Annotated in this window: 14 protein-coding genes and 1 tRNA gene; 4 read left to right on the top strand and 11 right to left on the bottom strand. The window is 31.9% G+C overall.

Going from position 1 to position 15,734, the window contains the following annotated elements:
* From HMPREF3046_RS11385 to HMPREF3046_RS08820, 4 genes are all read left to right on the top strand, one after another.
* Window positions 1–546 (top strand): Ltp family lipoprotein (locus tag HMPREF3046_RS11385; protein WP_176746082.1); only part of this gene is annotated, 546 nt, incomplete at its 5' end.
* A gap of 136 nt (window positions 547–682) precedes the next feature.
* Window positions 683–1,084, top strand: a complete 402-nt coding sequence (locus HMPREF3046_RS08830; RefSeq protein WP_070671798.1) for a sporulation protein — start codon at window positions 683–685, stop codon at window positions 1,082–1,084.
* 56 nt (window positions 1,085–1,140) lie between these two features.
* Entirely contained in the window at window positions 1,141–1,881 is a 741-nt protein-coding gene (locus tag HMPREF3046_RS08825; protein WP_070718800.1) for a hypothetical protein, read from the top strand.
* 58 nt (window positions 1,882–1,939) lie between these two features.
* Window positions 1,940–2,965, top strand: coding sequence for a tyrosine-type recombinase/integrase (locus tag HMPREF3046_RS08820; protein WP_070718798.1), 1,026 nt, complete (start codon window positions 1,940–1,942; stop codon window positions 2,963–2,965).
* A 131-nt stretch (window positions 2,966–3,096) separates the two neighbouring features.
* Here HMPREF3046_RS08820 and HMPREF3046_RS08815 read toward each other — a convergent pair.
* The 11 genes from HMPREF3046_RS08815 to polX form a co-directional block, all read right to left on the bottom strand.
* Window positions 3,097–3,170 (bottom strand) — tRNA-Arg (locus tag HMPREF3046_RS08815).
* 223 nt (window positions 3,171–3,393) lie between these two features.
* A complete protein-coding gene (locus HMPREF3046_RS08810) occupies window positions 3,394–3,906 on the bottom strand; it encodes a YfcE family phosphodiesterase (protein WP_070718796.1) in 513 nt (170 codons plus the stop codon).
* Entirely contained in the window at window positions 3,906–4,487 is a 582-nt protein-coding gene (locus HMPREF3046_RS08805; protein ID WP_070718793.1) for an XTP/dITP diphosphatase, read from the bottom strand. The genes HMPREF3046_RS08810 and HMPREF3046_RS08805 overlap by 1 nt, the downstream gene beginning before the upstream one ends.
* A gap of 30 nt (window positions 4,488–4,517) precedes the next feature.
* Complete coding sequence (gene racE, locus HMPREF3046_RS08800) at window positions 4,518–5,315, bottom strand: glutamate racemase (protein ID WP_070718790.1); 798 nt, start codon at window positions 5,313–5,315, stop codon at window positions 4,518–4,520.
* A gap of 176 nt (window positions 5,316–5,491) precedes the next feature.
* Window positions 5,492–6,349 (bottom strand): succinate dehydrogenase iron-sulfur subunit, encoded by an 858-nt coding sequence (gene sdhB / locus HMPREF3046_RS08795; protein ID WP_037556106.1) that lies wholly within the window; start codon window positions 6,347–6,349, stop codon window positions 5,492–5,494.
* Window positions 6,349–8,115, bottom strand: a complete 1,767-nt coding sequence (gene sdhA, locus HMPREF3046_RS08790) for a succinate dehydrogenase flavoprotein subunit (RefSeq protein WP_070718787.1) — start codon at window positions 8,113–8,115, stop codon at window positions 6,349–6,351. Before sdhA ends, sdhB begins: the two co-directional genes overlap by 1 nt.
* 80 nt (window positions 8,116–8,195) lie before the next feature.
* Window positions 8,196–8,810, bottom strand: coding sequence for a succinate dehydrogenase cytochrome b558 subunit (locus HMPREF3046_RS08785; protein ID WP_070718783.1), 615 nt, complete (start codon window positions 8,808–8,810; stop codon window positions 8,196–8,198).
* 419 nt (window positions 8,811–9,229) lie between these two features.
* A complete protein-coding gene (uvrC, locus tag HMPREF3046_RS08780; protein ID WP_070718780.1) occupies window positions 9,230–11,014 on the bottom strand; it encodes an excinuclease ABC subunit UvrC in 1,785 nt (594 codons plus the stop codon).
* Window positions 11,015–11,110: 96 nt separating this feature from the next.
* Window positions 11,111–11,425, bottom strand: coding sequence for a thioredoxin (gene trxA / locus HMPREF3046_RS08775; RefSeq protein ID WP_070718777.1), 315 nt, complete (start codon window positions 11,423–11,425; stop codon window positions 11,111–11,113).
* Window positions 11,426–11,605: 180 nt separating this feature from the next.
* The gene (locus HMPREF3046_RS08770; protein WP_070718775.1) at window positions 11,606–13,957 is read right to left on the bottom strand and encodes an endonuclease MutS2; all 2,352 of its coding nucleotides are present in this window, start codon (window positions 13,955–13,957) and stop codon (window positions 11,606–11,608) included.
* Between the two features lie 9 nt (window positions 13,958–13,966).
* Window positions 13,967–15,679 carry a DNA polymerase/3'-5' exonuclease PolX gene (gene polX, locus HMPREF3046_RS08765; protein ID WP_070718771.1) on the bottom strand — a complete coding sequence of 571 codons (1,713 nt, stop codon included), beginning with the start codon at window positions 15,677–15,679 and terminating at the stop codon, window positions 13,967–13,969.
* Window positions 15,680–15,734: the final 55 nt, after the last annotated feature.

The raw sequence follows: 15,734 nt of genomic DNA, 5'->3' as shown, positions 1-15,734 counted from the left end.
GAAAAATTTAATAACGAACAAGAAGAAAGACAATTTAGACAGTTTCAAGAATATCAAAAGCAACAAGAAGAAGAGAAAAAGAAGAAACGTAAAAAAGGCTGGCTTTGGGGTTGCGGTGGTTGTTTAGTTTTATTAATCCTATTAATCATTGGTCTTACATCATGTACTGGAGCCTTTGTCAACGAAGTAGATAAACAAATGAATGATGATAATTCAGAAGTTAAAGAAGACAAAAATGCTTCCAAAGAACAGACAGCAGCATTAAATTCAGCTAAAAATTATGCGGACGGAATGCATATGTCTAAACAAGGAATTTATGAACAATTAACTTCTAGTGCTGGAGACCAATTCTCAGAAGAAGATGCACAATATGCGGTTGACCACTTGAAAGCTGATTATAAGAAAAACGCATTAGAAAGTGCAAAATCTTATCAAGAAGATATGAATATGTCTAAAGATGCAATTTACGATCAATTAATTTCAAATTCTGGCTATAAATTCACAGAAGAAGAAGCGCAATATGCAGTAGACAACTTAGATAAGTAGAATGATGAGGGTACTTGGTACCCTTTTGTTTTACTCTATCACATTTGAGCCATTAAGGGTTTATAAGTTGCACAGAATTGATTAGTGTTATGGTAATTGTTTAATTAAAATATTTAATCAGAAAGGATTTGGTTCTATGTTTGAAAATCTTCTTGCTTCTATTGGAATAAACTCTGTGAAGGTTGAAACTTTAGTAAAAAATAAAAGTATTCATAGTAATGATACTTTGGAAGGAATTGTAAGAATAGAGGGTGGTAATTCTTCTCAAACTATTAACAAAATTTCATTAACTTTAGTAGAAAGATATGAAAATCCTGATAAAAAGAGTCAATTTCCTGTTTTAGAAAATGAATTACAAACATTTACATTACACACAAATGTTGAATTAAAAGAACACCATACAATAACAGAAGAATTCAAATTTAATATTTATGAATATGAATTTAAAAGCGAACCAAAACATTTAATATTAAAAACACATGCATATGTAGGTTATTCAGTTGATGCTTATGATGAAGATAAAATTGTTTTCAAATAAGAAATTGATATTTGTATAAAATCTTATTATTAAAAATAAATCAAAGGAGATATATAATGAAAAAATTCTTAGCATTAATTTTCGCAAGCACATTAATTTTAGGCGCTTGTGGTAATAACGATGCATCTAATAACGATTCTGATACTAAGTCAGAAAGCAAAACCGAAAAGAAATCGGAAGATAAAAAAGACAATAAATCCAAAGAGGATAAAAAGTCTAAAGAAGAAAAGAAATCTCAAGAAAATGAAGATAACAAATCTAAACAAGAAGATAATTCTACTGAAGAACAACACAATGATAATGAATTAGACGATCAAGATAACTCATCAAATGAAAAATCTCAAAACACACAAAACGTTGATGTAACAAACATCAAAGATAGAGGTACTCTTGAATCAGTTATCTATGGAAATTATAGTGAAACAACTAAAATACAAGCTTATAACAATGCAGTAGCTAATGGTGTTATCCCTCAAGGTAACGTTATGGAAGGTCCTGCTAGTGCAGCTTATGAAAGTTCTTTAAGAGTTGAAAGTGGTCAAGAAAAATCAGTATATGATAATTCTAATTCTTCCGAATCAACTCCTGGTACAGACGCGGGAATGATAGATTATGACGAAGTTGATAAACAAATAGAAGATGATAGAAAAGCACAAGAAGAAAAAGAAGCTAAACTTCAAAAAGAATATTTTGATCTATCAGATAAAATGTTTGAGGAAGATGTAAGCGACGAAGAATATGAAGCAATGGAAAAACGTCAAAATGAAATATTAGATGAAGTCGAACCAATTAATTAGTATTTTCAGGGTAGTCCGCCTACCCTTATTATTTTTTTACTTTTTTTGAGGTGATTATATGAAAACACGTTGTTATGACGGTAAAAAATGGCAATATGAATTTAAATATGAGGGTAAAAGGTATCGTAAAAAAGGGTTTAGAACAAAAAGAGAAGCTGATGCTGCTGGACTAGAAAGAATGAGCGAATTAAAAAATGGTATCGACTATCAACCTAACTTAACATTGAGCGAATATTTTAAAACGTGGTGTGAAACGTTCAAATTATCCACTGTAAGCCCTAGAACATATAAGTCGTATGCTTCAGCTATAAAACATATAAGTGAACATAGTATCGGTAAAAAATCTTTAAAAGACATTTCTAGGTATCACTATCAAAATTTTATAAATGATTACTCTAAATCTCATTCTAAAGAATCAATCAGAAAATTAAACGGTTATATTAGAACGTCATTAGATGATGCAGTGTATGAAGGTTTAATAACTAAAAACCCTACATTCAAAGTAAATTATAAAGCGAGTAATCCTAATAAAAGTGAAGATAGTAAATTTATCAACCTAGAAGATTATGAGAAATTAAAGCAGTATCTAAAAACTAAAGATAATGCATCTTCGTTAGTTTTATATATTATGATTTGCACAGGTTGTCGTGTTAGCGGTGCATTAAATTTAAAGAGAGAGTATCTTAACCAAGTAAAAAATGAAATATATATAGATGAACACAAAACAGACTCATCACCTAGATACGTAGAAGTGAGTAAAGATGATATGAAATTCATCATACAATCTGTTTCAAAGTTACCAGCAACGATTGACGGCAGTGTTTTTGGTAATCTAACTATTAATGCAGTTAATAAAAGATTAAAAGCATATTGTAATGATCTAGGAATAAAAGAAATAACTTCTCATGCATTAAGACATACACATTGTTCTTATCTTTTAGCAAAAGGCATTTCTATTTATTACATTTCAAAAAGATTAGGCCATAAAAATATTTCAGTTACAACGGATGTGTATTCACATTTATTGGAAGAACAATATAAAGAAGAAAATCAAAAAGCAGTAGAAATAATCAATGCAATGTAGTTGGGGACTCGGGTCCCTGAAAAGTCCCTAAAAATTGATAGACTATGATATTCAATTAATAGGAAAAATAAAAAGAACGCCGTCATTACAGCGTTCTTGAAATGAAAAGGTGCTTAATTAAAAGCTATTAGCGTCCTGGGAGGGATTCGAACCCCCGACCGATGGCTTAGAAGGCCATTGCTCTATCCAGCTGAGCTACCAGGACATTATTTTTTAACACAAGTATTATTATATCTAAAGAAATCTTATTTAGCAATAGCTTTAATATAAAAAAAGTTTATATTTTCCACTAATTACGTATAATTGCAACTAATCACCTACTTTCTTCGTTGCTATTTAGTTAAACTAAATAGCTAAATGTTTGTTATCAAATTTGAAATTAGATAGGACTAGACTATCTTACATTGTAATCCTAGCCCTTTTAATAGTTAATTAATTTCGAATTCTATTGATTGAATGACTTGATGATCTCTACTTCTAAAATTCAGCGTAGCTTTTTTACTTTCATCCTCTATAAGTAGTTCTGCATACGTTTCTTCTATATTACTACGCGACTGTGAAATACTACCAGGATTTATAATATGGACGTCGCCTAATTTTTCATATTTAGCTATATGTGTATGCCCATAAAAAGCAAGTTGACAACCAAGAGATTGTGCTTTTTCAGCCAAACGCATACGCGTTTGATTTACACCATAAAGATGACCATGGGTGTATAATGCTTTAATACTGTTCTTTTCAATGATGTCTTCATTTGGAAATTCAGGATAAAAATCACAGTTACCTTTTACACGTTGATACAAGCTTAATTCAGTATCGTTATATTTAAATTCAGAATCTCCTAAATGTAAGCATATATCTGCGTCTATATGATAGTCATATAATTCATATAGAATTCCAGATTCTGTATGATTATCACTTACAATTAACCATTTAGACATTATTTTTCACGCTCCAAATATTCATTTAAAGCTTTAATTGCATTTCCACGATGACTCACATCGCTTTTTTCTTCTGTAGTTAATTCAGCCATGGTTTTGTTCTTCTCTGGAAGATAAAAAATAGGATCATACCCGAATCCATGTTCACCTTTACGTTCTGTTGTAATTTCTCCTGATACAGTTCCTTTGAATATACGTGTTGGTTCATTTGGCGCACTCATGCTAATCACACATACAAATTGTGCCTTTCTATTTGTCTTACCTTCTAACTTTTTAAGTACTTTATCAATATTTGACTCATCATTTTTCCCAAGACCAGCATAACGTGCAGAATATACACCAGGCTCACCATTTAGAGCATATACTTCTAAACCACTATCATCAGCAATCACACTTTTATTGAGTGCTTTAGCTGCCGCTTCAGATTTTAATCGAGCATTTTCTTCAAAGGTAGTGCCTGTTTCTTCAACATCAAAGTCTTTTATAATTTCTGAAATACCAATAACATTATCATTTGGAAAAATAGCTTTAAAATCATTTATTTTACCTTTGTTATTAGAAGCTATAACAATGTCTGCCACTTAAATCTTCCTTTCAATTCTGTTTTAAATTTAATCTACTTTTATACGTTCAACTTCTACATCTAATTTTAACCATTGAGCAATAATATGTTTAATATGAACGGTATCACCTGTTGCAAAAAAACGATGTTTTGGTTGTTGAGTATAGCTTGCATGTTCATTACTAAACGTAAGTAATGCACTGACTTCACGTGCAGTTTCAAGCCCAGAAGAAATAACTCTTTTATTTCCACCAAAATAATCATTAATAGGTTTATATAATAATGGATAATGCGTGCAGCCTAAAATAACAGTATCAGCATCTGTATTACGCCAATGTTTTAAAGTCTGATGTATTACAATACTAGTTATTGTAGGGTCATCATAACGCATTTGTTCAACGAGTGGTACGAAACCTGGACATGCTACCCCATATACTTCGACATTTGGGTTAATTTTTTTAATATGATGGCGGTAAGCTTCTGATTTAATCGTGCCCTCAGTACCTAAAATTAAAACTTTTTGATTTTTTGTCGTCATAATAGCAGTTCTAGCACCAGGTTCAATGACTCCAATAACTGGAATTGGTAATAACTGCTGTAAATGTTTTAAAGCCACTGCAGTTGCAGTATTACAAGCAATGACTAACATTTTTATATCAAATTCCATCAGTTTATTAGCAAGTTGCGTCGTAAAGGTTTTTACTTCTTCTCCAGGTCTTGGACCGTATGGACACCTTGCGATATCGCCTAAATAATATATTGTCTCATTAGGAAGTTGTCGCATAATTTCTTTGGCTACAGTTAGTCCTCCAACTCCAGAGTCTATGACACCAATGGGTTTATTCATTTATATTCATCCTTATAATACATAATACGTTTATTTTACCATAGACAAACCTAATCATTCATTAATTGATATTTTTGCTCATTTTTATTTTACTAAATAAACGTTTATATCCGTATCGAATTTCTCATTAATAAAAAACCAGCAAAGTTTTCACTTCGCTGGCAAATATGACATATTTAATTTACTTGATGATCAGAACCAAAGAATGATTTAAACATATGGAACGATGTTTCACGGTTCATTGCTGCAATTGACGTTGTTAATGGAATACCTTTCGGACATGCATTAACACAGTTTTGAGAGTTACCACATTCTTGTAAACCACCTTCACCCATTAAAGCATTCAGTCGTTCATCTTTAGTCATTGAACCAGTTGGATGTAGATCAAATAAACGTACTTGTGAAATAGCTTGCGCACCAATAAATTTATTATTACGTGTTACATTAGGACATACTTCTAAACATACACCACATGTCATACATTTTGATAATTCATATGCTGTTTGACGTTTCTTTTCTGGAATACGTGGACCTGGGCCTAAATCATAAGTACCATCAATTGGAATCCAAGCCTTCATACGTTTTAAGTTATCAAACATTCTTGTACGATCAACTTGTAAATCACGAATGACTGGGAATGTACTCATAGGTTCCAAACGAATCGGCTGTTCTAATTGGTCAACAATGGCTGAGCAGGCTTGACGTGCACGGCCGTTAATAACCATTGAACAAGCACCACATACTTCTTCTAAGCAGTTCATATCCCATACTACTGGCGTTGTTTTTTCTCCTTTACTATTAACAGGGTTGCGTCTTATTTCCATTAAACAAGCAATCACATTTAAATTCTCTTTATAAGGAATTTCAAATGTTTCTTCATACGCTTTTGCTTCTTGGTTATCTTGACGTTTAATAATCAATTTAACTGTTTTTTGCGTGTGTTTTTCTTTTTTATGTGTTGTTTCTTGATTATGTTGTTCATCTGTATGACGTAATTCTTCTGGAGTGTCTTTTACTGATTGATTGTTAGCCATCATTTTTTACCTCCTTTAGATTTACTTGTATAGTCACGTTTACGTGGTGGAATTAAACTGATATCGACAGGTTCATATGTGAATTTAGGTGCTTCATATTCACCTTGATATTCAGCTAAAGTTGTTTTTAACCATTCATCGTCATTACGATCTGGGAATTCTGGTTTATAATGTGCGCCACGAGATTCATTACGGTTATACGCACCAATGGTTATAACACGTGCGAGTTGCAACATATTCCATAATTGACGTGTAAAGAATACAGCTTGGTTACTCCAAGTTTGTGTATCTTCCATATCAATATTTTGATAACGTTCCATTAACTCAACAATTTTTTTATCCGTTTCTAATAATTTATCATTTTCACGTACTACTGTAACGTTAGCTGTCATAATTTCGCCTAATTCACGGTGAAGTTTATAAGCATTTTCAGTACCATGCATATTCAGTAATTCGTCGAAACGTTTTTGTTCTTCATCTACACGATTTTGGTAAATACTGTCATCTAACTCAGTATATGATGTTTCGATATTTTCAATGTATTTAATTGCATTTGGACCTGCTACTGTACCGCCATAAATCGCTGATAATAACGAGTTAGCACCTAAACGGTTACCGCCATGTTGAGAGAAATCACATTCTCCTGCAGCAAATAACCCTTTAATAGTTGTCATTTGATCATAATCTACATATAATCCACCCATTGAATAATGTACTGCTGGGAATATTTTCATAGGTACTTTACGTGGATCATCACCAGTGAATTTTTCATAAATCTCAATAATACCACCTAATTTAACATCTAATTCATGTGGATCTTTATGAGATAAATCAAGATACACCATATTTTCACCATTAATACCTAATTTTTGATTGATACATACATCAAAGATTTCACGTGTTGCAATATCACGTGGTACTAAATTACCATAATCAGGATACTTTTCTTCTAAGAAGTACCATGGTTTTCCATCTTTATAAGTCCAAATTCGACCACCTTCACCACGTGCCGATTCACTCATTAGACGTAATTTATCATCACCAGGAATTGCCGTAGGATGTATTTGAATAAATTCTCCATTTGCATATTTAGCGCCTTGTTGATATACGATAGATGCAGCTGATCCAGTATTAATCATTGAATTCGTTGTTTTACCAAAAATAATACCGGGACCACCTGAAGCCATAATAACAGCATCAGAACCGAAAGATTTAATTTCAGAAGTAGTTAAATTTTGAGCAACAATACCCCTTGCTGCATTTTCATCATCTTTAACTAATCCTAAAAATTCCCATCCTTCATACTTAGTAACTAAACCATCAACTTCAAAAGAACGAACTTGTTCATCTAAAGCGTAAAGTAATTGTTGTCCTGTAGTTGCCCCAGCATATGCTGTTCTATGATGAAGTGTCCCTCCGAAACGTCTAAAGTCTAATAATCCTTCATTTGTTCTATTAAACATAACGCCCATACGATCTAGTAAATGGATAATTTTTGGTGCAGCTTCTGTCATTGCTTTGACTGGTGGTTGGTTTGCTAAAAAATCTCCACCGTATACTGTATCGTCAAAATGAATCCATGGTGAATCTCCTTCACCTTTAGTATTTACCGCACCATTAATACCACCTTGGGCACATACAGAGTGCGAACGTTTAACAGGTACAATTGAGAATAAGTCCACATGTGCACCTTGTTCTGCAGCTTTAATTGTTGACATTAGCCCCGCGAGGCCACCTCCGACAACAATAATTTTTTTCTCTGCCATAGAATTGTCACTCCCCTAAAATATATCTGAAACTAATCTATTGATTCCTTTTATAACTATGCTTTTATTACTTTCATTTTTTATGCAAAAGCTAAAATTGCAGTCACACCTATGTATGACAGAATTAAGAAAATAATTAATGAAACCCATGTGAAAATACGTTGTGATTTTTTAGATTGTAAAAATCCCCATGTTACTAAAAATGACCAAATACCATTAGAAAAATGGAAAATGACAGCAATAACACAAATAACGTACACAATAACCCAAATTGGATTTTGTAACGTTTGATGCATCATGTCATAACTGATTTCTTTACCAAAGAAAAGTTTTTGTAAACGTGTTTGCCATAGGTGTACAAAGATGAATACGAAAGCAATAATCCCTGTTAACCTTTGTAACGCAAACATCCAGTTTCTAAATAATGAATAATGGCCGATATTTTCTTTAGCAGTAAAAGCAATATGAATACCATATAATCCATGATATAAAATTGGAATGTAAATTAAAATAAGTTCAGCTGCTAATAAAAATGGTAAAGATTCCATAAAGCCTGCAGCCTTATTAAAAGCCTCAGCTCCTTGAGTCGCTTGGTGGTTAACCATTAAATGAACAATTAAAAACGCACCAATCGGAATAATCCCTAGTAGTGAATGAAGACGTCTAAGATAAAATTCATTTTTAGACTTAGCCAAAAGGAGTCCCCCCTGTTATAAAACTTATAAATTTAAATAGCTTCTTTTTAAGATAGTACTATAAACGCATTTACTATTTTATTTAGTACTTGTATGTATAAACATATAATAGTTATAATGATTGTAAATTTTCTGAAAATTAAACAAATCAAACATCTTTTTTTATTAGTTTGAGTATTATTATTTTTTATAACTACAAGTATGTCTTAAAAAAGTAAATACAATTAAAAACAAGACGAATAAATGAGATATACAAGTATTACACAATAACCATGCAACTACTATAAAATAATAATATCTCTCATTTAGAAAACGCTTCCATACTTTCTTAAAAAAATAAGCTTTTTGTTAACTATATTGTAACATTCTTTCTATATGTATGGGGTATGAAATTCAAAGTCATACCCCTTTTTTTGAAATTAATCTTCTTTTAAAGCATATTGTAGATTTTCAGCTACCTTTTTAGGTAATCCTGAAGCTTTTAAATCTTCTATACTAGCTTCTTTCATTTTTTTAATGGAACCAAATGTTCTTAATAATTTTGTTTTTCGTTTACTTCCTATACCATCTACTGTATCAAGAACAGATTGTAATCCAGTTTTTTGTCGGGTTTGACGATGGAATGTTATCGCAAAACGATGCACTTCATCTTGGATTCTATGGAGCAAATAAAAGGCTTGACTATTTTTCTTTAGAGGTACAACCTCAGCATTTGCACCATACAATAATTCAGACGTTTGGTGTTTATCATTTTTTCTTAATCCAGCAACAGGAATGTCTAAACCTAGTTCATTTTCTAGTACATCTATGACACCAGACATATGTCCTTTACCACCATCAACGATAATAAGATCTGGCAATGGAAGACCTTCATTAAGTACACGCGTATAACGACGGCGTACAACTTCTCTCATCGACTTATAATCATCAGGACCTTTCACAGTCTTAATTTTGTATTTACGATATCCTTTTTTATCCGGTTTACCATCCACAAATGTTACCATTGCCGAAACAGGATCAACACCTTGGATATTTGAGTTATCGAATGCTTCAATTCTAATCGGTGTTTGAATACCCATTCTTTCACCAAGTTCTTCAATGGCTTTTACCGTTCTGGACTCGTCTTTAGCGATTAATTGAAATTTATTTTCTAGTGCAACTTCAGCATTATGATTAGCTAAATCAACCATTTCTTTCTTTGTTCCACGCGCAGGTTGAACAATTTTTGTATCAACTACAGAGTGAATGATATCTTTATCTAAATTTTTCGGTACGTGTACTTCTTTAGGTAAAATATGTTGATTTAAGCTGTAGAATTGTCCAATGAAAGTGTAAAATTCCTCTTCTTCTGTTTGTTGTAGAGGAATCATTGTTGCATCACGTTGAATCATATTTCCTTGTCTAATAAAGAATACTTGAATGCACATCCAACCTTTAGAAACGCTATATCCAAAAACATCTCTAATTGTATTATCTGAAGACATAATTTTTTGTTTTTTAGTTAAATTATGAATATGTTGAATTAAATCTCTATATTCTTTAGCACGTTCAAAATCTAACTTTTCACTAGCATCTAGCATGCGTGTTTCAAGATTATGAAGAATTGTTTTATCTTCTCCATTTAAAAAGTCAGTAATTTCACGCGTCATTTGTGCATATGTTTGTTGATCTACATCATACACACATGGTCCCATACACTGACCGATATGATAATATAGACATAATTTATCGGGCATATTATCACATTTTCTAAAAGGATAAATACGATCTAATAATTTTTTAGTTTCTTGTGCTGAATATGCATTAGGATAAGGTCCAAAATATTTTCCTGTCCTTTTTTTTACTGTACGAGTCACAAGTAAACGTGGATGTTTTTCTTTAGTAATCTTTATAAAAGGATAACTTTTATCATCTTTTAATAAAATATTGTAGCGAGGTTGATATTGTTTGATCAAATTCAACTCAAGTAATAATGATTCTGTCTCACTTGAAGTTACAATAAATTCGAAGTTGCGAATTTCACTAACAAGACGTGTAGTTTTTGCATCATGTGCACCAGTAAAATAAGAACGTAGTCGATTTCTTAAACGTTTTGCTTTACCTACATAAATAATTTGGTCATTTCGATCTTTCATTAAATAACAGCCTGGTTCAAATGGGACGACACTTAATTTATCTCTAATTTTTTCTTCGTAGTCGGTCATCCGTATCCTCCTTTCTATTAACTTGAAGTTCACATAAAAAAGACGGAGCAATTACATAACATGTAATGCTCCATTCTTTTATAATTGTACTAAATATTATAGATGTTTATCTAAAACTTCTGCTAAGTTTTCTTTAGGTTGGAAACCTACTATTTTATCTACTGCTTCTCCATCTTTAAATACAATTAAAGTTGGGATGCTCATTACTTCAAATTTAGCAGCAGTAGATGGGTTTTCATCTACGTCTAATTTTAAGATGTCTGCTTTACCATCATAGTCTCCAGCTAATTCTTCTAACACAGGCGCGATCATTTTACAAGGTCCACACCAAGTTGCCCAAAAGTCTACTAATTTAACACCTGATTGAATGTTTTCATCAAAATTTGAATCTGTAACTTTTACGATTGCCATAATTGCCAATCCTCCTTAAATATTCAATGATGAGCAAATTATAACAGACTTTCTATATATCTGCATTGCTCTTGCTCATCTTTATCACTAATTATTAATCTTGTCATACACTTGTGTTAAGATTAAACGCTTGCTTTATTGTACGACAAATTTTAAAAAAATCAACATTATAGTTTTATATTATTTAAGTTCTGCTACTGTAACACCAAATCCGCCTTCACTTGGCATTCCACCACGAAAAGATTGAACACTTTTATGTTTTTTTAAATGATTTTGAACTGCTTTTTGAAGTGCACCTGTACCTTTACCATGAATAATATAAACCTGTTCATAGTTACTTAATACAGCTTGGTCAATATATTGATCTAAAGCTCCAACCGCTTCTTCATAACGATAGCCTCTTAAGTCTAATTCTGTTTTAATAGTTTGACGATTTTGGCGTGTCACCATTTTAGTTGGTTTTTCTTTTTTCTTTTTCGTTTTTTCTAAGTCTTCAATAGGTAATTTCATTTTGATAATACCCATTTGAACTATAGCTTCATGTTCTCCGCTTAATTCTAATACTTCACCTTTTTGTCCATAAGATAATACTTTAACTTCATCGCCAGCATGAATATCATCCCATTTTTGTTTTTTTACATTTTGTTTTAAGGATTTAGCTTCATATTGATCTTCTAAATGTTTTTTCTTATCAATTAGTTCATGTTCTTTAACGTCGGCCCCTTTTTTATCTCGCATTTCTCTTAAATCTTTTAGAATGTCATCTGCTTCTTTTGTAGCTATTTTAATGCGTTGATTAGCTTTATCTTTAGCTTCATCCATTAATTTTTGTTCATAATTTTTATATTGTTGATACTGTCGTTCCAAATCATCATGCGTTGTTCGTGCTTCTCTCAATAATTTTTCAAGCTCAATACGTTGTTCATCCACACGCTTAGAGTTTTTCTCTAATGATTCTATCATTGAATTAATTTCTTGTTCGTCTGTGCCAATCATTGTTTTAGCTTTATTAATGATGTTTAATCCTAAACCTAATTTTTTAGAAATATCAAAGGCATTGGAACGTCCAGGAACACCCATTAATAATTTGTAAGTCGGGCTTAACGTATTCACATCAAACTCAACACTTGCATTCATAACGCCTTCACGATTATAACTATAAGCTTTAAGCTCTGGATAATGCGTCGTTGCCATAACTAGCGAACCAATATCTCTTACATGATCGAGAATACTCATAGCTAAGGCAGCACCTTCACTCGGATCGGTTCCAGCACCTAATTCATCAAATAAAACAAGACTATTTTTATCAGTTTCTTTTAAAATTTCTACAATATTTTTCATATGTGATGAAAACGTAGATAGCGATTGTTCAATCGATTGTTCATCACCTATATCACAGTATACATTTTCAAATACACTCAATTGACTGCCATCTAATGTAGGAATGAGTAACCCGGATTGAGCCATCACAATGATAAGTCCTAACGTTTTTAAAGTGACAGTTTTACCACCTGTGTTAGGTCCCGTAATAATAACCGTTTCAATATCATCAATAAATTCAATTGTATTTGCTACGACTGTATCTTTATTCAATAAAGGATGATAAGCATTAGGTAAATAAACCGTTCTTTCTTTATAAAAAGTAGGTTTTGTCCCTTTAATTGATCGTGCATAACGCGCTTTAGCCGTTAAGAAATCAATTTGACCCATAACTGACTCTGCCACTAAACAATTATCATCATCAGCAGCTACTAAACCTGTTAATTCTGTTAATATACGTTCACGTTCTACTGCTTCATCATTTCTTAATCGACTAATTTGATTATTCATTTCAACAATGGAAGATGGTTCAATATAAAGGGTTTGTCCTGAAGCTGATTGATCATGCACAATTCCTTTAAAATCTTGTCGATATTCTGCTTTTACCGGTATCACATTACGATCATTTCTCACTGTAATAATAGCATCTGAAAGTTTTTTTTGATTAGCTTGACTTTTAACAATACGATCTAAATTTTGTCTAATGCGTTGAGTCGTACTTGATATTTTGCTTCGAATACCTTGTAATTCATAACTTGCATTATCGTACAAATCATAAGCATCACATTTTTCATTTATTTCTTGATATAAATCAGTAAGTACAGGTAGTTGATTCATTCTTTCATTTAAAATTGGATACTTTACGACGCCTTCATCTTCTTCAAGCAGTTGATTATAAAATGTTTTAAATTGATTTTGTACTTGTACCAACCGCTTAATTACATTTAATTCGGTAACATTAAGCACACCACCAATTTTAGCACGGTGAATTAATGGTGATACTTTTGATAAACCACTTAAACTAGGTAAACGATGTTTATTATAAATTTGTGATATTTCATCTGTCTCATTCATTTGAAATTCTACAGTTTCAAAATCAGTTGCTGGAGACATTTTAGACACTTTTTCACGTCCTAAATCGCTTATCGTTTCAGAAGCTACAAATGATTTGATTTTATCAAACTCTAAGACGTCTAATGTTTTTTGTCTCATACAATCCCTCTATTTCTGTAATTTAGTATTATTATTAATAAAGTTTTTAAAAGCGTCACGCGTCATAGTATTAATCACTCTATTTTTATTTACAAATCCTTTTTGCGCAGTAGCTACGCCATATTTCATAAAATCAAGATGATCCACATGATGAGCATCTGTATTAATTGTTAATTTAATATTTGGATATTTTTTAACAGTGGCAGCATTTAAATCTAATCGTTTTGGGTTAGCATTAATTTCCATTACTGTTTGTGTTTCTTCGGCAAGTTGCATCAAGTGTTCTATATTAGGTTGATACCCTTCACGTCGCTCAATAATACGACCGGTTGGATGTGCAATATGTCTAACATAAGGATTACGACATGCATATTCTAGGCGCTTCATAATCTCTTCTTCAGATTGATTGAAACTTTGATGAATAGCTGCAATAACATAGTCAAGTTGTGATAATATATCATCCTCATAATCTAATGATCCATCAGGTAAAATATCCATTTCTGTACCTGAGTAAATATCTATTTCTGTGTATTCTTCATTCAAATTTTTTATTTCTTCATTTTGACGTAATAGTCGTTCAACTTGTAATCCATGAGCAACTTTTAAACTCTTTGAATGATCCGTAATGACCATGTATTCATAGCCTTTTTTTATGTTTGCTTCAATCATCTCTCGTATAGAGAAAGCGCCGTCACTATACGTTGTATGCATATGAAGATCACCTTTAATATCATCTAATGTAATGATTGAGTTTAAATCACGATCAAACTCACTAGCATCTTCACGCATTGCTGGAGCAATCCAATTCCTACCGAAGTGTTGGTAAATTTCAGCTTCACTTTGGAATTGGAGTAACGTTCCATCTTGTTGTTCGATACCATACTCACTTACTTTTTCATTTTGTGCTTTAGCAAGTTGTCTAATGCGAATGTTATGATCTTTGGAACCTGTAAAGTGCTGTAAGGTATGATAAAAAGCTTCTGGTTCAACAAGTCTAAAATCTACACCTATCGTTTCATCATCATATTCCAATTCAAGTGATACTTTCGTTTCTCCAACTGCGACCTCTTTCACTTTATTTGGAATATTTAAAAGCTGTTGTTGTACATGAAGTGGGTTTCGTGTACTAATAATATAGTCTAAATCTTTACTTACTTCTTTATAACGACGGAAACTACCTGCTTCAGAATAATGTTTAACTTTTTCTAATTGTTCTAGATAAGTCATAATATCTTTATTTAAATGTCGCATCAAATCAATAGGATAATAATCTTTTTTAGCTCCTAGTGCTTTTACTGTTTCAAGTATATTTTGTTCCGTTTTTTTAGCAAATCCACTTAATTCACTAACTTTTCCCGCTTCACAAGCTTCTTGAAGACTTTCCTTATCTGTAATATTTAACTCTTTATATAACTTTGCAATTTTTTTACTACCTAAACCTTGAATTTTCATTAAAGGAATTAATCCTTCAGGAACTAAACGTTGCAATTCTTTTAAAGTTGATGAGGTACCTGTTTCTCGATATTCGCTAATGACCTCTCCTACCCCTTTTCCAATTCCTTTTAATTCAGTAACATCCTTGATTTCATCTAAAGGGCGTTCATCTATTTCAAGACTTTGTGCTGCTTTGCGATAAGCAGATACTTTAAACGTATTTTCTCCATTCAATTCCATATATATAGCAATTTTTTCTAGTAGTTGAATTACATCTTTCTTTGTCATTACATTCACTCCATAAAAAGAGACCAGGAGGTTTATATCATCACCTAGTCCTGAC

It is taken from the genome of Staphylococcus sp. HMSC070D05 (assembly GCF_001815595.1).
GTDB lineage: Bacteria > Bacillota > Bacilli > Staphylococcales > Staphylococcaceae > Staphylococcus > Staphylococcus hominis.
Note: the sequence above shows the minus strand (reverse complement) of the source record. Positions and strands in the feature narration are given on the sequence as shown.